At 38.2% G+C, this 19,465-nt stretch carries 27 protein-coding genes; 14 read left to right on the forward strand and 13 right to left on the reverse strand.

Annotated elements, in window-relative coordinates; translation table 11 throughout:
• The first annotated feature begins 1 nt into the window (after nucleotide 1).
• The 3 genes from ACNJYY_RS07885 to ACNJYY_RS07895 all read left to right on the forward strand — a co-directional run bounded on the left by ACNJYY_RS07885 (nucleotide 2) and on the right by ACNJYY_RS07895 (nucleotide 3,587).
• Nucleotides 2-838, forward strand: a complete 837-nt coding sequence (locus ACNJYY_RS07885) for a sugar ABC transporter permease (protein ID WP_066393025.1) — start codon at nucleotides 2-4, stop codon at nucleotides 836-838.
• 30 nt (nucleotides 839-868) lie between these two features.
• Nucleotides 869-2,398: an alpha-amylase family glycosyl hydrolase gene (locus ACNJYY_RS07890; RefSeq protein WP_416731280.1), complete on the forward strand. Its 1,530-nt coding sequence runs from the start codon at nucleotides 869-871 to the stop codon at nucleotides 2,396-2,398.
• A gap of 160 nt (nucleotides 2,399-2,558) precedes the next feature.
• Nucleotides 2,559-3,587, forward strand: coding sequence for a LacI family DNA-binding transcriptional regulator (locus ACNJYY_RS07895; RefSeq protein ID WP_416731281.1), 1,029 nt, complete (start codon nucleotides 2,559-2,561; stop codon nucleotides 3,585-3,587).
• On the opposite strand, the gene ligD (ACNJYY_RS07900) is transcribed toward ACNJYY_RS07895, so the two are convergent.
• Genes ligD (ACNJYY_RS07900) through ACNJYY_RS07910 form a run of 3 tightly spaced genes read right to left on the reverse strand, consistent with a single transcriptional unit; the run spans nucleotide 3,489 to nucleotide 6,465 of the window.
• Nucleotides 3,489-4,646, reverse strand: coding sequence for a non-homologous end-joining DNA ligase (ligD, locus tag ACNJYY_RS07900; protein ID WP_416731282.1), 1,158 nt, complete (start codon nucleotides 4,644-4,646; stop codon nucleotides 3,489-3,491). The two genes, ACNJYY_RS07895 and ligD (ACNJYY_RS07900), sit on opposite strands and share 99 nt — an antisense overlap.
• Nucleotides 4,619-5,581, reverse strand: a complete 963-nt coding sequence (ligD, locus tag ACNJYY_RS07905; protein ID WP_416731283.1) for a non-homologous end-joining DNA ligase — start codon at nucleotides 5,579-5,581, stop codon at nucleotides 4,619-4,621. Before ligD (ACNJYY_RS07905) ends, ligD (ACNJYY_RS07900) begins: the two co-directional genes overlap by 28 nt.
• Nucleotides 5,578-6,465 (reverse strand): Ku protein, encoded by an 888-nt coding sequence (locus ACNJYY_RS07910; RefSeq protein ID WP_416731284.1) that lies wholly within the window; start codon nucleotides 6,463-6,465, stop codon nucleotides 5,578-5,580. The genes ligD (ACNJYY_RS07905) and ACNJYY_RS07910 overlap by 4 nt, the downstream gene beginning before the upstream one ends.
• Nucleotides 6,466-6,790: 325 nt before the next feature.
• Between ACNJYY_RS07910 and ACNJYY_RS07915 the strand changes: the two genes are divergently transcribed.
• Nucleotides 6,791-7,924, forward strand: a complete 1,134-nt coding sequence (locus ACNJYY_RS07915) for a histidine kinase N-terminal domain-containing protein (protein ID WP_416731285.1) — start codon at nucleotides 6,791-6,793, stop codon at nucleotides 7,922-7,924.
• A 62-nt stretch (nucleotides 7,925-7,986) separates the two neighbouring features.
• Here ACNJYY_RS07915 and ACNJYY_RS07920 read toward each other — a convergent pair whose 3' ends face one another.
• Nucleotides 7,987-8,124, reverse strand: a complete 138-nt coding sequence (locus ACNJYY_RS07920) for a hypothetical protein (protein WP_416731286.1) — start codon at nucleotides 8,122-8,124, stop codon at nucleotides 7,987-7,989.
• A gap of 50 nt (nucleotides 8,125-8,174) precedes the next feature.
• Nucleotides 8,175-9,044: a DegV family protein gene (locus tag ACNJYY_RS07925; RefSeq protein ID WP_416731287.1), complete on the reverse strand. Its 870-nt coding sequence runs from the start codon at nucleotides 9,042-9,044 to the stop codon at nucleotides 8,175-8,177.
• A 157-nt stretch (nucleotides 9,045-9,201) separates the two neighbouring features.
• Here ACNJYY_RS07925 and ACNJYY_RS07930 point away from each other — a divergent pair, with 157 nt between their 5' ends.
• Entirely contained in the window at nucleotides 9,202-10,068 is an 867-nt protein-coding gene (locus tag ACNJYY_RS07930) for a YitT family protein (RefSeq protein WP_416731288.1), read from the forward strand.
• Nucleotides 10,069-10,208: 140 nt separating this feature from the next.
• Nucleotides 10,209-11,021 (forward strand): BsuPI-related putative proteinase inhibitor, encoded by an 813-nt coding sequence (locus tag ACNJYY_RS07935; protein ID WP_416731289.1) that lies wholly within the window; start codon nucleotides 10,209-10,211, stop codon nucleotides 11,019-11,021.
• 184 nt (nucleotides 11,022-11,205) lie between these two features.
• Here the strand turns inward: ACNJYY_RS07935 and ACNJYY_RS07940 are convergent, their stop codons facing one another.
• Entirely contained in the window at nucleotides 11,206-11,466 is a 261-nt protein-coding gene (locus ACNJYY_RS07940; RefSeq protein WP_066393044.1) for a NifU N-terminal domain-containing protein, read from the reverse strand.
• Between the two features lie 25 nt (nucleotides 11,467-11,491).
• Entirely contained in the window at nucleotides 11,492-11,944 is a 453-nt protein-coding gene (locus ACNJYY_RS07945; protein ID WP_144701181.1) for a GNAT family N-acetyltransferase, read from the reverse strand.
• A 149-nt stretch (nucleotides 11,945-12,093) separates the two neighbouring features.
• Here ACNJYY_RS07945 and ACNJYY_RS07950 point away from each other — a divergent pair, with 149 nt between their 5' ends.
• Entirely contained in the window at nucleotides 12,094-12,681 is a 588-nt protein-coding gene (locus ACNJYY_RS07950; protein WP_416731290.1) for a GDSL-type esterase/lipase family protein, read from the forward strand.
• A gap of 29 nt (nucleotides 12,682-12,710) precedes the next feature.
• On the opposite strand, the gene ACNJYY_RS07955 is transcribed toward ACNJYY_RS07950, so the two are convergent.
• The 3 genes from ACNJYY_RS07955 to ACNJYY_RS07965 form a co-directional block, all read right to left on the reverse strand.
• The gene (locus ACNJYY_RS07955) at nucleotides 12,711-13,097 is read right to left on the reverse strand and encodes a DUF3813 domain-containing protein (protein ID WP_416731291.1); all 387 of its coding nucleotides are present in this window, start codon (nucleotides 13,095-13,097) and stop codon (nucleotides 12,711-12,713) included.
• A gap of 2 nt (nucleotides 13,098-13,099) precedes the next feature.
• On the reverse strand, nucleotides 13,100-13,243 hold the full coding sequence (locus ACNJYY_RS07960) for a hypothetical protein (protein ID WP_416731292.1): 144 nt from the start codon (nucleotides 13,241-13,243) through the stop codon (nucleotides 13,100-13,102).
• A 137-nt stretch (nucleotides 13,244-13,380) separates the two neighbouring features.
• Nucleotides 13,381-14,193, reverse strand: a complete 813-nt coding sequence (locus ACNJYY_RS07965; protein WP_191754887.1) for a Cof-type HAD-IIB family hydrolase — start codon at nucleotides 14,191-14,193, stop codon at nucleotides 13,381-13,383.
• 141 nt (nucleotides 14,194-14,334) lie between these two features.
• Between ACNJYY_RS07965 and ACNJYY_RS07970 the strand changes: the two genes are divergently transcribed.
• The gene (locus ACNJYY_RS07970; RefSeq protein WP_416731293.1) at nucleotides 14,335-15,111 is read left to right on the forward strand and encodes a prolyl oligopeptidase family serine peptidase; all 777 of its coding nucleotides are present in this window, start codon (nucleotides 14,335-14,337) and stop codon (nucleotides 15,109-15,111) included.
• Nucleotides 15,112-15,114: 3 nt separating this feature from the next.
• On the opposite strand, the gene ACNJYY_RS07975 is transcribed toward ACNJYY_RS07970, so the two are convergent.
• On the reverse strand, nucleotides 15,115-15,306 hold the full coding sequence (locus tag ACNJYY_RS07975) for a hypothetical protein (RefSeq protein WP_137789879.1): 192 nt from the start codon (nucleotides 15,304-15,306) through the stop codon (nucleotides 15,115-15,117).
• Between the two features lie 102 nt (nucleotides 15,307-15,408).
• On the opposite strand from ACNJYY_RS07975, the gene glp reads away from it, so the two are divergent.
• From glp to moaD, 4 genes are read left to right on the forward strand one after another with little or no spacing between them, the layout of a single operon-like run.
• Entirely contained in the window at nucleotides 15,409-16,728 is a 1,320-nt protein-coding gene (gene glp, locus ACNJYY_RS07980) for a gephyrin-like molybdotransferase Glp (RefSeq protein ID WP_416731294.1), read from the forward strand.
• Nucleotides 16,668-17,216: a molybdopterin-guanine dinucleotide biosynthesis protein B gene (mobB, locus tag ACNJYY_RS07985; RefSeq protein ID WP_416731295.1), complete on the forward strand. Its 549-nt coding sequence runs from the start codon at nucleotides 16,668-16,670 to the stop codon at nucleotides 17,214-17,216. Before glp ends, mobB begins: the two co-directional genes overlap by 61 nt.
• Complete coding sequence (locus ACNJYY_RS07990) at nucleotides 17,209-17,664, forward strand: molybdenum cofactor biosynthesis protein MoaE (protein ID WP_416731826.1); 456 nt, start codon at nucleotides 17,209-17,211, stop codon at nucleotides 17,662-17,664. Before mobB ends, ACNJYY_RS07990 begins: the two co-directional genes overlap by 8 nt.
• A complete protein-coding gene (moaD, locus tag ACNJYY_RS07995) occupies nucleotides 17,664-17,903 on the forward strand; it encodes a molybdopterin converting factor subunit 1 (RefSeq protein WP_416731827.1) in 240 nt (79 codons plus the stop codon). Before ACNJYY_RS07990 ends, moaD begins: the two co-directional genes overlap by 1 nt.
• A 268-nt stretch (nucleotides 17,904-18,171) precedes the next feature.
• On the opposite strand, the gene ACNJYY_RS08000 is transcribed toward moaD, so the two are convergent.
• On the reverse strand, nucleotides 18,172-18,465 hold the full coding sequence (locus tag ACNJYY_RS08000; RefSeq protein ID WP_416731296.1) for an HNH endonuclease: 294 nt from the start codon (nucleotides 18,463-18,465) through the stop codon (nucleotides 18,172-18,174).
• A 98-nt stretch (nucleotides 18,466-18,563) separates the two neighbouring features.
• On the opposite strand from ACNJYY_RS08000, the gene ACNJYY_RS08005 reads away from it, so the two are divergent.
• Together ACNJYY_RS08005 and ACNJYY_RS08010 are read left to right on the forward strand one after the other, a co-directional pair.
• Nucleotides 18,564-18,887 carry a hypothetical protein gene (locus ACNJYY_RS08005; protein ID WP_416731297.1) on the forward strand — a complete coding sequence of 108 codons (324 nt, stop codon included), beginning with the start codon at nucleotides 18,564-18,566 and terminating at the stop codon, nucleotides 18,885-18,887.
• 89 nt (nucleotides 18,888-18,976) lie between these two features.
• The gene (locus ACNJYY_RS08010; protein WP_066393073.1) at nucleotides 18,977-19,156 is read left to right on the forward strand and encodes a YjzC family protein; all 180 of its coding nucleotides are present in this window, start codon (nucleotides 18,977-18,979) and stop codon (nucleotides 19,154-19,156) included.
• Between the two features lie 39 nt (nucleotides 19,157-19,195).
• On the opposite strand, the gene ACNJYY_RS08015 is transcribed toward ACNJYY_RS08010, so the two are convergent.
• The gene (locus tag ACNJYY_RS08015; RefSeq protein WP_066393075.1) at nucleotides 19,196-19,375 is read right to left on the reverse strand and encodes a YjzD family protein; all 180 of its coding nucleotides are present in this window, start codon (nucleotides 19,373-19,375) and stop codon (nucleotides 19,196-19,198) included.
• Nucleotides 19,376-19,465 lie beyond the last annotated feature (90 nt).

Consider the following 19,465-nt stretch of genomic DNA (forward strand, 5'->3'; position numbering starts at 1 on the left):
TATGAGTATAAAAACAGCAAGAAGAATACGATTAACTCTGTCCTATCTAGTATTATTGTCAGCGATCGCAATCGTGATATATCCGATCCTTTGGGTAATCGGTTCTTCCTTTAACCCAGGGAACACTCTATCCAGTTCTACGATCATTCCAAAAAATGCGACTCTCGCTCATTATAAAGAGTTATTTGCTGAGACGGATTATCTGATCTGGTATTGGAACACATTGAAGATTTGTTTTATTACGATGGTTCTCTCTGTTATCTTTATTGGCTTAACGGCTTATGCATTTTCAAGATACAAGTTCATAGGGCGTAAGAACGGATTGCTTCTTTTCTTAATCTTGCAGATGATCCCACAATTCGTAGCGATCCTTGCAATCTACATCTTAGCTTACCAAGTAGGATTGCTCGATACACATTTTGCCTTAATCCTTGTTTATGTGGGTGGATTGATTCCGATGAACACATACTTGGCAAAGAACTATTACGATACGATTCCAAAAGAACTAGACGAATCTGCGCGAATTGATGGCGCTGGTCACTTTCGTATCTTTTGGCAGATCATCCTGCCGCTTTCAAAGCCAATCTTAGCGGTAATCGCACTTTTCAGTTTCATCTCACCATTCGCTGATTTTATCTTAGCGTCGATTCTGATCAGTTCAGATGAAAAGATGACACTTGCAGTTGGACTGTTTAACATGATTAAGAATGAGTTCGGAAACAGTTTCACATTGTTTGCAGCGGGTTCAGTATTAGTAGCGATTCCAATCGGTCTATTATTCTTATCACTGCAGCGTTACTTTATCTCTGGCTTAACTGCTGGCGGTACAAAAGGTTAATCACAGCACCTCATCATAGGAGGAACGGCGATGGGCAAAAGAATGATATTCTTGGCTATGTCGTTTCTTCTTTTTTTATCTGTTCAAAATAAAGCGCTTGCAGAAAAAAAGGAAGAACGATCATGGAAAGATGAAACGATCTATTTTATCATGGTGGACAGGTTCAACAATGGAGATAAGAATAACGATTTTGATGTAGATCCTAATGACCCCACAGCATACCATGGGGGAGACTTCAAAGGGATCATGGACAAGCTTGATTATCTAGCTGATCTTGGTGTTACAGCAATCTGGCTGACACCTGTTGTTAAGAACGAACCAGGTGGCTATCACGGTTATTGGACAGAGAATTTCTATGAAACAGAAGAACATTTTGGTTCAAAGGTTGAGTTGAAACAGCTTGTAAAAAAAGCACATGATCGTGATATAAAAGTTATATTAGATCTTGTCGTAAATCATACAGGCTATAAACATACTTGGTTAGATGAGGAGTCAAAAAAGGATTGGTTCCACCCAGAGATGGAGATCGGCAACTGGGATAACCAAAAAGAAGTTGAGAACGGCTGGCTCGCTGGTTTGCCCGATCTGAACACTGAAAACAATGAAACACGTAAGTATTTACTCGACATGGCTGAATATTGGATCAAAGAAACAGACATTGATGGCTATCGGTTAGATACAGTGAAACATGTACCAAAAGATTTTTGGCAAGAATTTTCAGAACGAGTGAATAAGGCTAAGCCTGGATTTTATTTGATCGGTGAAGTTTGGCACAATGATCCAAGATATATTGCTGAGTATAATAAAGCAGGAATTCAATCGTTTGTAGATTATCCTTTGTTTAATGAGATGGTTCGTATATTTAGACAAAGCGGACAATCGCTTTCAGAACTGAACGCTGTATGGGAGCGAAACAAGTTCTATTATAAAGATCCGTATACGTTAGGGAATTTTATAGATAATCATGATAACATTCGATTCGTGCGTGAAGCACTGCTGAAGCGAGAAGATCCGGAAAAGAGGCTGAAGTTAGCTCTTACTTACCTTTACTCGGCACCTGGTATTCCCATCCTCTATCAAGGAACAGAGCATTTGATGGATGGAGCAAAAGATCCGGACAACCGTCGCATGATGGACTTTACTCAAAATAAGGATTTTGAAAAGTTCAGTTCAAAATTAGGAAAGCTTAGACAGAAACATCCTGCACTTAGACGTGGTGATTATTCGATGATTGTTGATAAAGATGGGAAAGCCGTCTTTAAACGAAAATATCAGGATGAAACACTTTATATCGCTTTTAACAATGATAAGAAGAAGTCTGCTATTTCATTTTCGGATAAAAGCCTTCATAATAAAAAACTTGTAAGTCTGTTGTCAGACGAAGAGATAAAGGTGAACGACACTTCAGTTGAAATGAATATGGCTGGGGAATCAGCTGATATTTATTCTGTACAAGAAGCAGATTCCGATTGGAAGCTCTACTTAATAGCAGCAGCGATAATCGTACTATTGTTGAGTTCTTTCTATATTTATAATAAAAGAAAAAAACGCACTTTATAGAGTTGGAAAGTCTTAGAACCATTCAATTTACAAAAAAAGTCGAAAACATTAAAAGTGGAAAGGAATTAATATTTCTTTTTTCCTACGAACGCTATACAATAATTGATGGAATAAAGTAAGCGTATACACTATGCCAAATAGTCTGAAAGGAGGACTATACATGTCAGTAACGATAAAAGACGTAGCAAAATTAGCAGATGTTGCACCTTCAACCGTTTCAAGAGTAATTGCGAATAATCCTCGAATTTCTGAAAAAACAAAACGAAAAGTTAAAGAAGCGATGGACTATCTTGGCTATCATCCAAACTTTAATGCAAGAAGTTTGGCAAACCGAAGCACTCAGGCAATCGGTCTTGTCATGCCTAGTTCTGCAGACAAAGCATTTCAAAATCCGTTTTTTCCAGAAGTAATCAGAGGAATCAGTACGATTGCACATGAACAAGAATACGCCCTATACATGTCGACAGGTAATACAGAAGATGAAATCTTCGAAGGGGTTGTGCGAATGGTACAAGGTCGTCGAGTGGATGGCATCGTTATGTTGTATTCACGTGTAGATGATCGGATCATGTGCTACCTGCAAGAACAAAAATTCCCGTTCACAGTAATCGGTAAGCCGTTTAAAAACGCTGAAAGTATTACACATATAGATAATGATAACTTCAAAGCTGCTCAAGAAATGACAGAATATCTCATATCATTAGGTCACGAACGAATCGGTTTTGTAGGAGGAAATTTGAATCTAGTAGTAACCATCGACCGGTTATTAGGCTATGAAAAAGCTATACGAAATGCGGGACTCCCTTATAAAGATGAGTACATCGTTCATGAAGAGTTTTTAAAAGAAGGAGGGCAAGAAGCAGTAAAAGAGCTTCTCGCGTTAAAAGAGCCACCTTCAGCACTCCTTGTTATAGATGACGTTATGTCCTTCGGTGTCTTGAGCACTTTAAACGAGCTAGGTGTGACCGTACCCGATGACATCTCGTTACTAAGTTTCAACAACGTTATGCTATCAGAACTCTCATCACCTTCACTATCATCTGTTGACATCAATATCTTTAAACTCGGTTATGAAGCGGCTAAGGGACTCTTAGAATGCATTCAATGTCCAGAAAAAGAAGCAAAACGAGTAGTCGTCCCATTTCAGTTGATCGAAAGACAGACGTGCAGTAAAGTTAGCAAGAAGTAAGGGTCTCTTTGTCGTGTATGATTTAAGCAGAGTTAACAGATGGAAAGCGTGCAACCTGGAGTGGGAATCAACACCTTTCAGTAGCGACAAAGTATACGACAGGAAAAAAGTCTCTAGGAAGATAACTTCAAATCTTCTTAGAGGCTTTTTTTTTTTAAGAGCCTTAATTACAGGTAGGATGGGCTGTTTGCTTTTACAAGAAAAAAAATCTTTAAACGGGTCATCTACATCTTTTATCCGATCCATGATTGAAGTAAGTGGAAACTGTTCAGGCTTCAATGAAGCATTTACTTCATTCCAATATAGGGGAGTAGCTACTAAAGCATCGTCGTTTCCTCTAACAGAATAAGGAGCAATAATGGTTTTACCTTCGGCGTGCTGAATGTAATCAATATAGCAACGGTTGCCACGGTTCTTTTTTAACCGTTCGATCGTAAACCATTCAGGCTCCCGTTCGATTAAATACTGTGCGAGAAACTCTGTGAATAGCCGTGATTCTTCAAATGTGACGGCTTGTTCAGGTAATGGAATATAGATCTGCATACCCTTATTACCACTTGTTTTGATGAACGTGGTGAGATGTAACTTATCACAAACTTCTTTTATCATAAGCGCGGCTTCTACCGAAAGATGAAATTCCTTACGAGAGGGAGGATCTAAATCCATCACGATCTCTGATGGATGAACATTTTCAACTGTTCGATATGGAATGTGAAACTCGAATGCAAGCTGGTTTCCTAACCAGAGCAATGTAGGCAAGTTATTACAAACGATATAATTAATATCTTCTTCCATATTCGTATGTACATATTGTGGAGCATAATCTGGACAATTCTTTTGATAGAACTTTTCCTCACTCACTCCATGAGGATATCTGATGACCGTTAAGGACCGATTCTTCAAAAAAGGCAGCATATATGGCGCTATCTGAGTTAAGTAATTGATATATTCAACTTTAACAATATCGTGGTCCGGCCATAATGGTTTGTTAGGGCTTGTTAACTTTACGATCTCGCCGTTAACATGAAGATCTACTTGTTCTTTTGAAGGCTTTCCCATGTACATTCCTCCCAGTTTGTATCAAAACGGAATGAAACAAACCTTGGCTGTCTCAATTGATTTTTGTATAGTTCTAAATACGAAAGTTCTACACAGATCGAAGGCTCTATCATAATAAGCGTACCGTTCTTGCTTTTCATATTTTTTTTTATGATTTGAATCAGCGCTTCCTTCTCTTGAGGAGAAATGCCGTGAGAGAATAATCCAACAAACTCAACGGTCCCTTTATTGATTACACCAACATGGAAAAAACCGTTTTCCGTATCATAACCCAATACGATAAAGGGATGAAATTTAAGATTTTTCACTTTGATCCATTCGTTTGTCCGAAGTCCTGGAGTCCATTTACTCGAAAGGCTCTTTGCCACGATTCCTTCACTCTTGTCTACTTGAACTCTTTTCATAATTTCCGATCTTGCCGAAGTAAATGGAATACAATTAAGACGACTCTCAAGTGAAATTTTATTCACGTGAACACCTGCAAGCAGAAGAAGACTCTGCAATTTTTCTTTTCGTTCCAGAAAACCCTTTCGATAAATGTATTCCTCTTTACTAGCTAGCAGATCGAATGCACAATACGACGATGGGTTATTTATAGAAGCTTGTGCAATTTTATCGGGTTGTTTTAATCTGCCTCTTTTTTGAATGTGTTCAAAATTGGCTTTATTCTCGTTTTCTAGAATGCATAGTTCTCCATCTAATAGAAGTGGAAACATGTGTTTAACACGATGCTCAATGCTTTTTAGATGATCTGCAATCTCAGGGAAAATTCCATGCAGAGGATGACCATTTCTAGATGTCATGATTACATTGGAATGATCCCAGAAAAGTAAGCATCTGAACCCGTCATACTTCACTTCATATACCCACTGATCTCCTTCGGGCAATTCATTTGAAAGAGAAGGAAGCATCGGTTTTAAAAAGGATTGGATCATGAACTAGCTTTTTTCTTTGCTGTTGACTTTTTCTTTTTAGGCTTTGTTTCTGTGGAATCATTGCTTTTCTTAGAAGCCGTTTCTTTCGTTTTCTTACCTTTACCAGCAGTTTCTTTTCCTTTACTCTCATTGATAGAAGCTTGAAGTGCTTCCATAAGATCTACAACATTTGTTCTTGGTTTTTCCTTCGCAACTTTCACTTCATCACCAGAAATTTTTGAGTTGATCAATTCGAGAACCGCTTCTCGGTATTCGTCTTCATACTTTTCAGGCTCGAACGGGGCCGTTAATTGTTCGATAAGCTGTTTGGCCATCTCAACTTCTTTTTCATTGAGTGATACTTCATCTGTTAATCCAGGAACATGATCCACATTCCTTACTTCATCGGGATAAAAGATGGTTTCCAGGACTAGGCCGTTTTTGTATACACGAACAGCAGCAAGATGTTCTTTTGATCGAAGTGTGAACTTGGCGAGTCCGATCTTCCCGGTGTCTTCCATTGCTTTTTTTAAGAGGGCAAAAGATTTTGTACCGTTCTCTCCAGGTCCAACGAAATAGGAACGGTTATAAAAGATAGGATCAATTTCCTCTAACTTAATAAAATCGATGATCTCGATCGATTTATCAGAAACACCTGCTAGTTCATCAAGTTCTTCCTTTTCTACCACTACGAACTTACCGGGTTCATACTCGTATCCTTTTACAATTTCTTTTGAGTCCACAGTCTCTTCACATACAGGGCAAATCTTTTCATATTGAACGGGACTATGGCATTTCTCGTGTAAATATCTCATTTTAATATCTTTATTTTCAGTTGCTGCAAACAGCTTGATAGGAATATTAACAAGGCCAAAGCTGATTGCACCTTTCCACATCGTGTGCATGAAAACCATCCTTTCAAAACTCATTTACAGATAGTTTCTCCATACGAATCGACATCATGTATATTTTTCCATGGTTTATACAGATTTCGACAATGCATTGTAGAAACATGCAATTTCATTCATAATGAGAATAGAGTTTTTTCAATAGGCTTATTCCTAAGATTGTTGCATTGTCTTCCTTTTACTCAAACGCACTAGTTGAATGTAGTGTAAGGTGTGAGACCTCTAAACGGCGCAAAGAGGCAGGAGGCTCAACGCACGCCCCATGGAAAGCGGGCAAGCAACAATGTATACGAAACAGCCTTTCAATAAAAGGGTGATAACATTGGATAGCAGTACACACACACAATCAAATACAGAACTTGCTCAATTCTTAAACAACCAAAGAACAAGCATTGTAGAAAAATGGCTGGAAAACGTACTGTTGCCTCAAAACGACCCTTTTTATGAAGAAGTAAAAAAGAATGGTCATCAAACGATTGTAGAACTGATCAACTTTCTGGAAACAGGTTCACTGGATAGACTGCAAGCTCTAACGAGTAAGATCGCCAAGGAACGAATCGAAGCAAAAGCGAACGTGGGAGATTTTGTTCATAATATTAACGTCGGCCGGAGCATCGTCTATGAACTTTTAATGTGTTCGCTCTTAAATGACCAATTAAAAGGCGATGGTGTTCTAAAAATGCAGAGGTATTTTGATCAACTTGTCTTCTTGAGTGTTCAAGAGTATACGGCGCTTAAGGATTCGATCATCGACCGCAAAAATCAGTTTATCCAAGAGATGCACCACGATCGGTTAACTATGCTTGGACAGATTGCAGCCAGTTTTGCCCATGAATTTCGAAATCCACTTACTTCCGTCAAGGGTTTCATCTATCTTTTACAAAAAGAATTAGATAAGACGGACCAATCAGAGTATTATTTTGAGATCATACAAAACGAGATGCAGAGTCTTGAAGAAAAGATTACACAGTTTCTCTATTTATCAAAGATGAGAGGCTTGCAAGATAAGCTGGAGAAAGTCTCGTTATCATCACTTTTGAAGGAAATGCTTAACTTTATGTATCCACGTTTTACTGAAACGAATATTGTAACCATTTCTCAGGTTGAAAAAGACGTGTTTACAGAGGGCGACAGTTCACAGATCAAACAGGTGTTATTGAACATCCTAGTGAATGCAGTCGAAGAATTAAGTGGCTGGAGTGGTGAGAGAAAGATTAAGGTTTCTTTAAAGAAAAACGAAGACAATAATGCAGAATTATCAATCTGTAATAATGGTAACCCGATACCTGATTATTTACTTGAAAACGTTTTTGAACCATTTGTTACGACAAAGTCACTCGGAACTGGACTTGGGCTTTCAGTTTGTAAACAGATCGTTGAAAAACATAATGGGACGATTGAAGTAAGTTCTTCAAGACATGACACTTGTTTTACGATTAAATTTCCGATCATCTAATTCTGACAGACTGAATAAAGACATGAAAAAAGCTCCCTTTTGATAGGGGGCTTTTTTCGATATTAAAGATGATCAGGTTTTTTTGAGTATGGCTGTTTTCCTTTTTGTTTACTCTGGAGTTCTGCTTCATTTTTCAATTGATTCATTGCCTGATTATCTTCTGGGCGTTTATTATTGTCTTTTGTATTATGGTGCGTCATAAAAAATCCCTCCTGACTCTAACATCTGTCAGAAGGGGTCTCATTATTCATCATGTTTTAAGATGTTTTTTAGGTGTATTTAAGAAGAATAAGGCAATTGTTCCAGGTCCTGCGTGAGCGCCGATCGCACAACCGATCATCGTAACTAAAATGTTCTTGTTTCCTGTTTCTTCAATAATCAAATCTTTTAAAGCTTTTGCCGTTTCCGTATCATCAGCATGACTGATTCCGATCGTAATGTCATCAAGAGAAGAAGCTCTTTCTTTCATAAGTTCTACCATGCGTCCTAGAACTCTTTTCTTTCCACGCAGTTTTTCAAGTGGAAACAGCTTTCCATCTTCCATGTGAAGAACAGGCTTAATCTTTAAAAGTGTCCCCATGAGAGCGGCTGTTTTACTCACTCTGCCGCCGCGCAATAAATATTCAAGGTCATCGACGGTAAAAATATGTTCAAGGTGGTTTTGATAGTGTTGAAGCGTGTGAAGAACCTCATCAAAGGATTTTCCTTCCTTGGCTTCTTTAGCCGCTTCATAGACCATCAAACCAAATCCTAATGATGCGGATTGGCTATCAAACACTTCTATTTGAGCGTTTGGATATTCTTCTAGCACTTCATTTTTCATAAGTACAGCTGTTTGATAGGTCCCACTGATTCCTGAAGATAAAGTGATATAGATGGCAGGTTGTCCATTTCTCGCACATGAAGTTAATGTTTCTTTAATGATTGATGGAGGAACTTGAGCTGTTTTTGGGACGGCGCCTTCCTTCATATATGTATATAACTGTTTTGGTTCGATGTTAGATCGATCTAAATATTCTTCATCATTGACCTGCACAATTAGAGGCAGCATGATAATCTCGTATTCGTCCAATAATTGTTTAGGTAGATCAGATCCTGTATCGGTTATTATGGTAGTCATTACTGTTCACCTGCTTGGCTTTTTCTATAGTTTAACTTGTGATGGAATGAAAAGGCAATGATCATGTTTGAAAAATAGCTCTTATGACTATTGACGAGGGGTATATTTATCTGTTAAAAATGACTTGGATTAATGAAAAAAGGAGGGACTCTCACACATGACAGAACGTTTTCACTTAAAAGATCTAGGGATAACTGAACTTAAAAAGATCTTTTTTATAATCGTAGGAGCCCTGCTTAATGCCGTCTCGCTAAACATGTTCTTAATACCGGCAAAGGTTTATGCGAGTGGGTTTACAGGTGTTTCTCAGCTGATTTCATCAATGCTCGTTAATACGGCTTTTCCGATCAGCACTGGTATTTTGTACTTATTATTTAATATTCCTGTGACGATTTTAGGCTGGCTGAAAGTAGGAAAGTCATTTACGGTATATAGTTTTTTGAGTGTCATCATGATCACCGCGTTTCTAGAGATCATACCTATTACAGTCGTTTCATCAGATATACTCTTGAATGCGGTTTTCGGTGGAGTTATCGCTGCATTAGGTGTTGGTGTTACATTGAAGTATGGAGCATCAACAGGAGGACTTGATATTATCGCGATGATCTTATCAAGGATGAAGAACAAGCCGATCGGTGGTTATTTCTTTATCCTTAATGGTTTGATCATACTTGCAGCAGGCTTCTTATTCGGTTGGGAGAAGGCGTTATATACGCTTGTAGCTCTTTATGTATCATCACGCGTTATTGACGCTGTACATACGCGTCATGAAAAACTAACAGCGATGATCGTTACGAAGAAGGGCAATGAGATTCAAGAAGCCATTCACGGAAAAATGGTTCGTGGTATTACAATAGTACCGGCTAAAGGTGCATTCTCTAAGCAAGATAAAGAGATGCTCATCATCGTAATCACACGCTATGAATTATATGATCTAGAGCAGGTGCTTAAAGAGGTAGATCCGAATGCCTTCACAAATATCGTTCACACAACAGGCATCTACGGCTTCTTCAGAAATGACTAAGGGGTCTGACCCCACACAATTACAAACCATTCAATTTTGTACACATGGTATGGACAAGGTCCATACCGTGTGTTTTTTTGCGAATGTTTTCAATAAAAACACCATATAAAGGTAAAAATGAAAGTGAGGTGAAAGAAAACATGAAGTCATTTAAAACATCCATTATCGCTTTACTAATTGTATGTACCGTTATTTACCTACTGTCAGCTTGTAACAAAGAAGAGGATAAGTCTATAGATAAACACGGTGAAGTAACTTCTCAACTCAGTCCCGTTCTTTCCATCCAGCAAAGAAACGATGGGATTGATGTGCTCGCTGTTCTTGAGAATCATAGCAATCATGCGGTAACTTTATCTTTTGATCGTTCAAAGATGTTTGATGTGGCTATCTTGGATTCTTCGAAAAAAGAAGTTTTCAGACATTCTAAAGGAAAGAACTATGAGAAGAAACGAGAGGACGTACATATAAAAGCTGGGGCGAGTCATATTTGGAAAACAAAGTGGAAGATTTCTGCAGAGGATAATAAAGCAGGCATCTATACAGTGAAAGCAACCTTCCTACCTAATAAAATAGCTCCAGGATCATTGAGAACTGAGAGTCTAACAGTAGAAGAAACGCTTACTCTTCAAGGCGGACCTGAAGAAAAGATAAATAACGCTTTTCGAAATATACACTTTTCAGGTAAAGACGGTACTTACAAAGTATCAGGAGAGGCAAGAGTGTTTGAAGGCTCATTTGCTTATTCTGTTTCTGATGGTCATAACGTTTTTATCGAAAAGAATGAACAAATCGAGAAAGGTGGACCAGATTGGGCTCCATTTTCATTTGAAGTTAAAATTCCAGAGGATGATCTGCCTATAAACGGTACGCTCATGCTAGAACTGTTTTGCTATAGTCCTAAGAACGGGGAAAAAACAGATACACTAGCGGTGCCGCTTCAGTCTTTTAAATAAGCTATTGAATAAAAAGTAGTTGCTTTTAACTCTTTGTCACTTTTGACAACTGATTGGAGTGGAAAGCGAGCAGCCTGGAACAAAAATCAATACTTCAAAAAGCAACATATTTAGGAAAAATGTTCTTTCCGCAAAAATTCACCAACAAAAAACCAGCCCGGTCGTAAAGGCTGGTGTAAACAACTTAAGCATTTTCTTCTAATGCTTTTTGAATTTCTGGCATCAATTCGTTCCAGTCACTGTCATTTGTTTTATTTACTGTAATAAAGTTTTCAAAACCAAAAATCGATTCTACTCCATCGATGGATAACAGAGCTTTAGCTAGAGGTGAATCTGAATCATCACCTACACGTGCAGAAAGTCTTCCTTCTAAAAATTTCTCTGAACCATCAAATTTGATTGCGTTAGGGTTCGGTGTTGGTTGGATCGAAAATTCTACTGCCATTACGAACACTCCTTCAATAATAGTATTAAAAATGAAATGCATATCTCTTAGAGATGATATCATGGAAATCCAATGAATTGTATAGATGCTTCGTAACAGAGTTGTTGATCCCTGTTTCAAGTTCAATGGATTTGATACCATCTCTCTCAGCCCAATAGATCAAGTGTAGCAAAAGTTTACGGGCAATTCCTCTGTTGCGATGCTTTTCATGTACATAAAGCTCATTCAACCAAAGATAAGGTCCACCGATACGAAGACTTACTCCTAAGTTAAAGAAAGCAAGTCCGATAACAGAGTTTTCTTCTTCTGCAATGATGATTCCGCTTTTCTCTGGGTTTTCAAGCGCCATTTTAATACCAGCAAACGTTCTGGTTTTTTCTTCTGGCTCACCATCCATCGTACGCTGCTGTAAGAATAAATGCGCAATTTCTTCAATGATATGAGATTCAGCTTCATTCGTTACGCGATAAATTTTCATACAATGCCCCCAAAATTACTCTAAAAACATAAGATATCTTCTTCACATAACACATTATAACAAAAATAATGGAGGTTTGACGTTTGATAAATGGTAATTTCTTTCGAATAGTTTAATTAGAGATATTCAATAGAGGAGATGAGTAAGAGATGAAGACTCTTGTTTGTTTTGGAGACAGCATCACTTCAAAAGAAAAGAGTAAAGATGGCTCACTTAGATTAACTTCCCGTTTGAGACAAGAATTAACCGAGTGGGTTGTAATGAATGCTGGGATACCTGCAGAGACGACGAGAGCTGCCCTTGTGAGACTGCAAGATGACGTTCTTCGGCATCGTCCTGATTACGTCACCATTCTTTTTGGTGCCAACGATTCAAGCGATCATAGACTTATTCCATTAGCAGAATACGAAAAGAACTTAACATATATGGTAAATAAAATCGGACCTGATAAAGTCATCTTGATCAGTCCAGCACCCGTGTTTGAAGACCAACAGAAAGCTCGGACGAATGATAGGATGAAAAAATATGCACAAACCGTTAAAAAAGTAGCGAAACATGAGGGGACATCTTATATACCATTGTTTGAAATATTATTTGATAAGAACATTCAAAAATACGTAATTGATGATGGACTTCATTTTAATAAATTCGGATATGAACAGCTTAGTGAACTTGTGTTAAGAAAAATAAAAACTTTGACTGCTATTACATTTCCAAAAAAACAGCTTTCTCCTTGAAAAAGAGAAAGCTGTTCCTTTTTAACCATTTAGTTTAGGCGATCAGGGTTTTCTTCCAATAAGCTCTCAGCGTCTTCTAAACTTAAGCCGGTCGCTTGAGTAAATGACTGAGGCTGACTTGTCTCCGAGTGTTGGTTTTCTGCATGTTGGGAACCATTCACATGAGACGAAACACCTGAGTGTCTATCCAATTCTTTTTGAAATTCTGCCAATTGAGCACGCTCTGCATCAGAAGAATTAGCCATTGCAGAAGAAAGAGCATTCTGTGCTACTTCTTTGTCATGACCAGAAAGTTCAGCATGATCGGCATGTTCACTGTTAGAAATCTGGTTATTTAATTCATGAGTTGAATGTTGAACTTTTCCTACAGCTTGTTGAACGGCATTTCTCGCGATTTGAAATAATCTGTTTGCCATCGTTATATGCCTCCTAATGAATTTCTTTCTTCTTTTTCACGTTTGCGATCTTCTTGCTCATCTTTACTAAAACCCATTGTTGTTTCCTGACTAACCATATCGGCACCTTGCTTAATAGCACGTTTGGATCGACTCTTTTTACTCATTGAAATTCCTCCTTTTCTCCCGTACGTTTAGTTTTTACCGTAAAAAGTACAATATGTAATCAGAAGTATCAAATGCTTAAAAAAGAAATGGAAAAAAGATCTCCCAGCTGAGATACAGCTTGAAGATCTTTATCATGTTAAACAAGTTTTAAGATGTTTTTTAAATAATGGGCAATGCCTTCTTCTTCATTTGTAAGTGTTACATAATTAGCACGTGCTTTAAGTTCATCAATAGCATTTCCCATCGCAACACCATGACCTGCATATTCAATCATCTCAAAGTCGTTGTCTTCATCACCAAAAGCTACAATCCGATCTTGTGGGACATTGTAATATTCAGCAATCTTTTTCAGGCCCGTGGCTTTGCTGATACCAGAACGAATGACTTCAATGATGTTCCATGGTGCAGCCCAAACTCTTTGATCAACAACTTCAGCATGTTCCTTTTGGAGCATCGCTCTTAACTCTGGAATGTGATGATCTTCTGGATGAACCAGAATAGCCGTCGGGTCATCTTGCAAGGTTTTATGAAGATCGCCAATCTGAAGAGGATTTTCATTCATGATGAATGTATTAACTATCACTTCATCTGGTTTCTTTAAATAGACATCATCAAGAACTTCAACCATGATGTTCTTCACTTTAAACGTCTCACATGCTGAAATAATACGTTTTGCAACGTCGAGTTCAAGCGGAGAGTGGTGAATACCGAACCCTGCATCATGCGGATGATGAACAAAGGCGCCATTAAAATTTACAATCGGAGTATTTAGTTCTAACTCCTCATAATACATGTTAGATGAACGAAAAGGGCGACCAGTAGAAATGCAAACATGATGACCATGATCGATCAGTTGAAAAAGTAGTTCTTTTGTTTTTCTTGGAATTTTTTTCTCATCGTTTAATAAAGTTCCGTCAAGATCTAATGCAATTAAGTAAGGTTGTGTCACGAAAGTACCTGCCTTTTTTAGGATGCTTATATAAAGTGTATTATTTTACATACAAAAAGTCTATTCATACAGGGCGTCTTTCATGAAAAAGAAACATGTCTCATGATAAGATGGAAAAAAAGAGAAAGAGGAGATACACACATGGTTTCAATTCAAAAAGGAACGATCGGCGATATTCCTTTCTTACTTGCGGAAAAACCAGAGAATGCAGGCAAACCGTTGCCGCTTTTCATTTTCATACACGGATATACGAGTGCAAAAGAACATAATTTACATTTTGCATATTCACTAGCTGAAAAAGATTTTCGAGTAATCTTACCAGATGCCTTACATCATGGAGAGCGAATCGTAGCCAATCCACCCAAGTCGATGGAATATGACTTTTGGAACATCGTTCAACAAGGCATACAAGATGTGAACACTATTATGGATTGGGCAAAAGAAAACGAGTTTGTTCTAGAAGATCAAGTAGCTGTCGGTGGAACTTCAATGGGGGCTATCATCACTTACGGATCACTCGTCAACAATCCGAAGATCAGTGCTGGATGTGCACTTATGGGAACGCCAGCTCATGAGAAATTTGCAAGATGGCAGATCGAAAGAATTCAAAATGCAGGTTACGATATTCCTCTCACAGTCGAAGAGCTTGAGAATTCTATTTCTTCCTTAAAGGATTATGACCTTACATGCAACCTTGATAAGCTAAACAATCGTCCGTTATTTATTTGGCATAGTGAAGTTGATGCTGTAATTCCATATGAGTTTGCAAAACCATACGTACAAACCTTAACCGAGAAAAATAGTGCATCTGTGTACATGAACGACAAAACTTCTGGTCATAAAGTTTCACGTGCTGCCTATTTAAACGCAGTAGAGTGGATTGCAAAACAAGTAAAAGCAAAAAAAGAAACGGTGTAAATTTTACCCCGTTTCTTCAAGCTTTAGCCGATATGTTCGTTTAGGTTGATACATATGGTCGATTTCGTCAATTTGCTTTTGCAGAGAATGCATGATGCGAAGGGAAAAAACTCCCTGTTCGTTAAATTCTTCTGGGATGTCGGTAATGGTTACTTTATAGCCGGAACGGTGGTAATATTCATAAGAAACCTTCATTCGATCAACATCCTTTCCATAATTTAAAAAAATAATAACAAAGATAGACGTAAAAGTAAACTGAAAAGTGTTTATATTCTGAAAATTAGAAGGGGTGAAATTTTGCCAGTTACTAAACGAACACCACTACCAGTTGCAGAGGCCGTAAATAAAATCATGAATAACACCAGGTTTTGGGGAATTGAAAAAGTTTCGATCACTGAGTGTGATCATCGTATATTGGCAGAGGATCTTGCTGCTACCCATGATGTTCCTCCTTTTAATCGTTCTCCTTATGATGGGTTCGCTATTCGTTCAGGTGATTCGAAACAAGCATCAATGAATGATCCCATCACATTGAAGGTTGTAGAGACAATTGGAGCAGGACAAGTTGCTGAACATGAAGTAGAAAGCGGAATGGCGGTTCGAATCATGACTGGAGCCAAGATTCCCGATGGTGCTGATGCAGTTATCATGTTAGAGCTAGTAAAAGAGCTTGTTATCGATGGCAAAACCTATATCCAAATAAAAAGATCTGTAAAAAGGGATGAGAACATTTCTTTTCAAGGTGAAGACACACAAGAGGGCACTGTTTTAGTGAAAGCAGGAACTAGAATCACGCCAGGAATTGTTGCAATTCTTGCCACGTTCGGTTACCACACTATTTCGGTTTATAAAAGACCTGTGGTCGGCATTCTTTCAACAGGATCAGAACTGCTCGACGTAAATGAAGAACTGCAACCAGGAAAAATAAGAAACAGCAATGCATACATGTGTGCAGCTCAAGTTAGAGCGATGGGTGCAGAAGTTAGACTCTATCAACATCGTGAAGACAATTTCGACTCTTTGTATAGAAATATCAAGGAATCACTGCAAGAGACCGATGTTTTGATCACAACAGGGGGAGTATCTGTTGGAGATTACGATTTTCTTCCGGAAGTATACAAAAAGCTTGGTGCAGAAGTTCTATTCAACAAGGTTGCCATGCGACCAGGCAGTGTAACGACCGTTGCAGTCTTCAAAGATAAATGGCTTTTTGGGCTTTCTGGAAATCCATCTGCTTGCTTTGTTGGCGCTGAACTTTTTGTGAGGCCTGTGATCCTAAAAGGAATGAATAGGATGAAGCCACATTGCAAAGTTACAAAGGCAATACTTTCAAGTGATTTTCCAAAACCAAATCCGTTTACGCGTTTTGTCAGGGCTATTCTTTCAGAGGAGATCGATGGAAACGTTGTAACACCTGCTGGTCTAGATAAGTCCAGTTCAGTTTCCTCTTTAGTTGAAGCAAATTGTCTGATCGTTTTGCCTGGCGGTACGCGGGGGTGGGAAAAGGGAAGTGAAGTAGGTGTAATCACTTGGCATGGCGAAGGGAGCGAATGGCCGTGGGATCACCCGTTATTCTCCAAGTCGTCGGCTATCAGAACAGTGGAAAAACAACTTTAATCAGTAAGCTCCTTAAGGAGTTAGGTAAGCGCCACCTTCAGGCTGGAGTCATTAAACACCATGGTCACGGAGATCGCGTAGATTTTAATGATGCTGGAAAGGATACAGAGCATCATCGAAATGCTGGGGCTTATATTACATGCGTTACTTCTTCAAATAACTCTATATTAACCATGAATTCAGAATTACCTTTGAATAAAGCAATCGCCCTATACGAAACAATTGAAATGGATTGTATTCTAATAGAAGGATATAAACATATTCCGTTTCCTCGAGTCGTTCTTTTAGAAAACGGGATAGAAGATATGGATCTTTTGCTGAATTCTCATGAAGTGATTGCAGTCATCTCCAATAAACCTAACGGAGCTATTTTGCAGAAATCAAATGATCCCCATTTCATTCGGGACGATGAAGAAGGATGGCTGAACTGTTTAATCACCTACATCACTCAGCAACATCGAAGGAGAGTGGATCATGAAAATGTTTAAGATAACATCTGAACCAATAAATAATCAAGACGTTATTGATAGTGTCGTTCACCATAATGCAGGAGCTATTTCTGTTTTCATCGGTACGGTTAGAGAAATGACAGGACAAAAACAAACCAAATTTCTTCATTATGAAGCATATGTACCTATGGCCGAAAAACAACTCGAAAGAATTGGAACTGAAATTCAAGAAAAATGGCCAAGTGCGATCACGGCGATTACACATCGAATTGGAACGCTGCAAATATCCGATATCGCAGTAACGATCGCAGTATCTACTCCTCATCGAAACGATGCTTTTGAAGCAAGTCGTTATGCGATTGAGCGCATCAAGGAAATAGTGCCCATCTGGAAAAAGGAGCATTATACGGATGGGGAAGAGTGGATAGGTAATCAAAAAGGCACAACAACTTATCCTGCTGGACATCCAGAGGGGGTAGTGAAGTGATGATCAACATCTTATTGTTTGCAGATTTAGCTCAGCAGGCCAAAACAGATAGAATTTCGATTGAAGTTCATTATTCTCTTAACGTAGAAGAAGTAAGAACCTTGTTGCAAAATGAAGTTGGTAAACTTTCTGGTATTGAAAATGCATTAATTGCTGTAAATGAGGAATATGTAGAGTTAACAGATCAAGTGAACATTGGCGACACTGTAGCTTTCATACCTCCTGTTAGTGGGGGATAATGGGCCAAAAGCAAAATGAGAAGTTTAAGAAACCTGCCACTTGTTAGTCTGCAGGTTTCTTTTTGACCTGCTCAAGAGTTTTTTTACTCCTCAGCTTTTTGCTCGTTCCTCAATTTTTATGCTCTTTCACGAATTTCCATCCTCATTATTAGGGAGACAAGAAAGACAGTAATTTCGATTATTAATGATTTTTCCTTGAAAGAAACCATCTATACAAAATAACTGCACACCGCAAATTGAACATGTTCCAACTAGTTCCTTCATACCTTCATCTCCTTCGCTTCAAACGGTTTGACTTTTTCATACGGGGAAGCGCTGATGCCGGCTGTTTACGAAGCCACTTTAAGAATTTTTTAAGTTCGGGAGTATCTCTTAGTTTTTCAATGGTGTTGTATAGTGATGCTAGTTCAGAATTTGTATACAAAAAATGAATCTGTTTATGACAAGGCGTACAAAGTTTTGCTGTTTCTGAAAATCTGCCGCCTTCTTCTTTCGGAATCAAGTGATGAACAGTTAATACTACTGGTTCTCTTCTACAAAGATCACATGTACCTTTCTCCACGCTTTTCTCAATCCCTTCAAGTTGCTGAATATCTGTCTATAGATAAATGTACCATCTTCATTTACTCTGAATAGGATGTGGTAGAAGGAGGGGGTAATATGTATCCACAACCATATCCATATGGAGCATCACAAAATTTTGGTGGACAATCGGCGGGAATGGGTCGGTCACCATTAAAAAAAATGTATAAAACATGCTTAAAAAACAAAAATCAGCATGTGCAATTAATGTTGATGGATGGTGCAGCATATACAGGTTTTATTGAATATGTCGATCAGCAAAACGTCTATTTTGCGATACCTTATGTAGAAGAAACGCAAGAAAATCGAAACCCTGAAACGCAGTATGATGTAAGGGGATATCAGATCTATCGATGTATGTTTCCGCTTCATGCTGTGGCAGGAGTAAACGGGGCATTTTAAGGGAAATTTTGATGGAATCCTTCTTTTTTTAGCAAGAGTTATCAATGAGAGCGCGGGTAACCTATAAAAGAAAGGAGGTACATCAACATATGGGGCAGCATAAACAATTTAAACATGGTCAGAAAGCACCCAATAACGGGATGTATGTAGAGATTGGTGAGACGGGGAGTATGGTAAATGATCCGCAACAGATTCATTTATCAGCCGGAGACCGATTTCCAGAAACAACGAATCATAACAGAGTTTGGACATATAAACGAAAGCCATAGCAAAAATAAAAACCCGGCATATAATCCGGGTTTTTATTTTTATATCTCTTCGCTTTTTGCTGGCAATAACTCACCAAGAATAGAAATTATGACTGTAAACACTACTCCGAAAATACAAGCTTTTACGAAATCGAATGTTCCGCCTTGCATTGAAACGAGCACATAAAAAATCATATTACTTAATAATAAAGACCAGATTAACGTCCAAATATAACGCATGCCACATTCACCTCTTTATGTAAACGAATTCTTTACCCTTCTGTATAGTAACAAAAGTTGAGATAAAGGGAAAGATTCTTTATGTAAATA

The sequence above is a fragment of the Fictibacillus tiangongensis genome, from assembly GCF_048083785.1.
Lineage (GTDB): Bacteria > Bacillota > Bacilli > Bacillales > Fictibacillaceae > Fictibacillus.

Excerpts from the sequence above, each read along its gene's own strand:
- ACNJYY_RS07910 (WP_416731284.1), bottom strand. The coding sequence starts at position 6,465 with ATGCACACGATGTGGAAAGGTGCAATCAGCTTTGGCCTTGTTAATATT.
- ACNJYY_RS07935 (WP_416731289.1), top strand. The coding sequence starts at position 10,209 with ATGAAGTCATTTAAAACATCCATTATCGCTTTACTAATTGTATGTACC.
- ACNJYY_RS07970 (WP_416731293.1), top strand. The coding sequence starts at position 14,335 with ATGGTTTCAATTCAAAAAGGAACGATCGGCGATATTCCTTTCTTACTT.
- ligD (WP_416731282.1), bottom strand. The coding sequence starts at position 4,646 with ATGGGAAAGCCTTCAAAAGAACAAGTAGATCTTCATGTTAACGGCGAG.
- ligD (WP_416731283.1), bottom strand. The coding sequence starts at position 5,581 with ATGATCCAATCCTTTTTAAAACCGATGCTTCCTTCTCTTTCAAATGAA.
- ACNJYY_RS07955 (WP_416731291.1), bottom strand. The coding sequence starts at position 13,097 with ATGGCAAACAGATTATTTCAAATCGCGAGAAATGCCGTTCAACAAGCT.
- ACNJYY_RS07895 (WP_416731281.1), top strand. The coding sequence starts at position 2,559 with ATGTCAGTAACGATAAAAGACGTAGCAAAATTAGCAGATGTTGCACCT.
- ACNJYY_RS07975 (WP_137789879.1), bottom strand. The coding sequence starts at position 15,306 with ATGAAGGTTTCTTATGAATATTACCACCGTTCCGGCTATAAAGTAACC.
- ACNJYY_RS08010 (WP_066393073.1), top strand. The coding sequence starts at position 18,977 with ATGGGGCAGCATAAACAATTTAAACATGGTCAGAAAGCACCCAATAAC.
- ACNJYY_RS07890 (WP_416731280.1), top strand. The coding sequence starts at position 869 with ATGGGCAAAAGAATGATATTCTTGGCTATGTCGTTTCTTCTTTTTTTA.
- ACNJYY_RS07920 (WP_416731286.1), bottom strand. The coding sequence starts at position 8,124 with ATGACGCACCATAATACAAAAGACAATAATAAACGCCCAGAAGATAAT.
- ACNJYY_RS07950 (WP_416731290.1), top strand. The coding sequence starts at position 12,094 with ATGAAGACTCTTGTTTGTTTTGGAGACAGCATCACTTCAAAAGAAAAG.
- ACNJYY_RS07960 (WP_416731292.1), bottom strand. The coding sequence starts at position 13,243 with ATGAGTAAAAAGAGTCGATCCAAACGTGCTATTAAGCAAGGTGCCGAT.
- ACNJYY_RS07925 (WP_416731287.1), bottom strand. The coding sequence starts at position 9,044 with ATGACTACCATAATAACCGATACAGGATCTGATCTACCTAAACAATTA.
- moaD (WP_416731827.1), top strand. The coding sequence starts at position 17,664 with ATGATCAACATCTTATTGTTTGCAGATTTAGCTCAGCAGGCCAAAACA.
- ACNJYY_RS07885 (WP_066393025.1), top strand. The coding sequence starts at position 2 with ATGAGTATAAAAACAGCAAGAAGAATACGATTAACTCTGTCCTATCTA.
- ACNJYY_RS07945 (WP_144701181.1), bottom strand. The coding sequence starts at position 11,944 with ATGAAAATTTATCGCGTAACGAATGAAGCTGAATCTCATATCATTGAA.
- ACNJYY_RS07930 (WP_416731288.1), top strand. The coding sequence starts at position 9,202 with ATGACAGAACGTTTTCACTTAAAAGATCTAGGGATAACTGAACTTAAA.
- ACNJYY_RS07940 (WP_066393044.1), bottom strand. The coding sequence starts at position 11,466 with ATGGCAGTAGAATTTTCGATCCAACCAACACCGAACCCTAACGCAATC.
- ACNJYY_RS08015 (WP_066393075.1), bottom strand. The coding sequence starts at position 19,375 with ATGCGTTATATTTGGACGTTAATCTGGTCTTTATTATTAAGTAATATG.
- ACNJYY_RS08005 (WP_416731297.1), top strand. The coding sequence starts at position 18,564 with ATGTATCCACAACCATATCCATATGGAGCATCACAAAATTTTGGTGGA.
- ACNJYY_RS07990 (WP_416731826.1), top strand. The coding sequence starts at position 17,209 with ATGTTTAAGATAACATCTGAACCAATAAATAATCAAGACGTTATTGAT.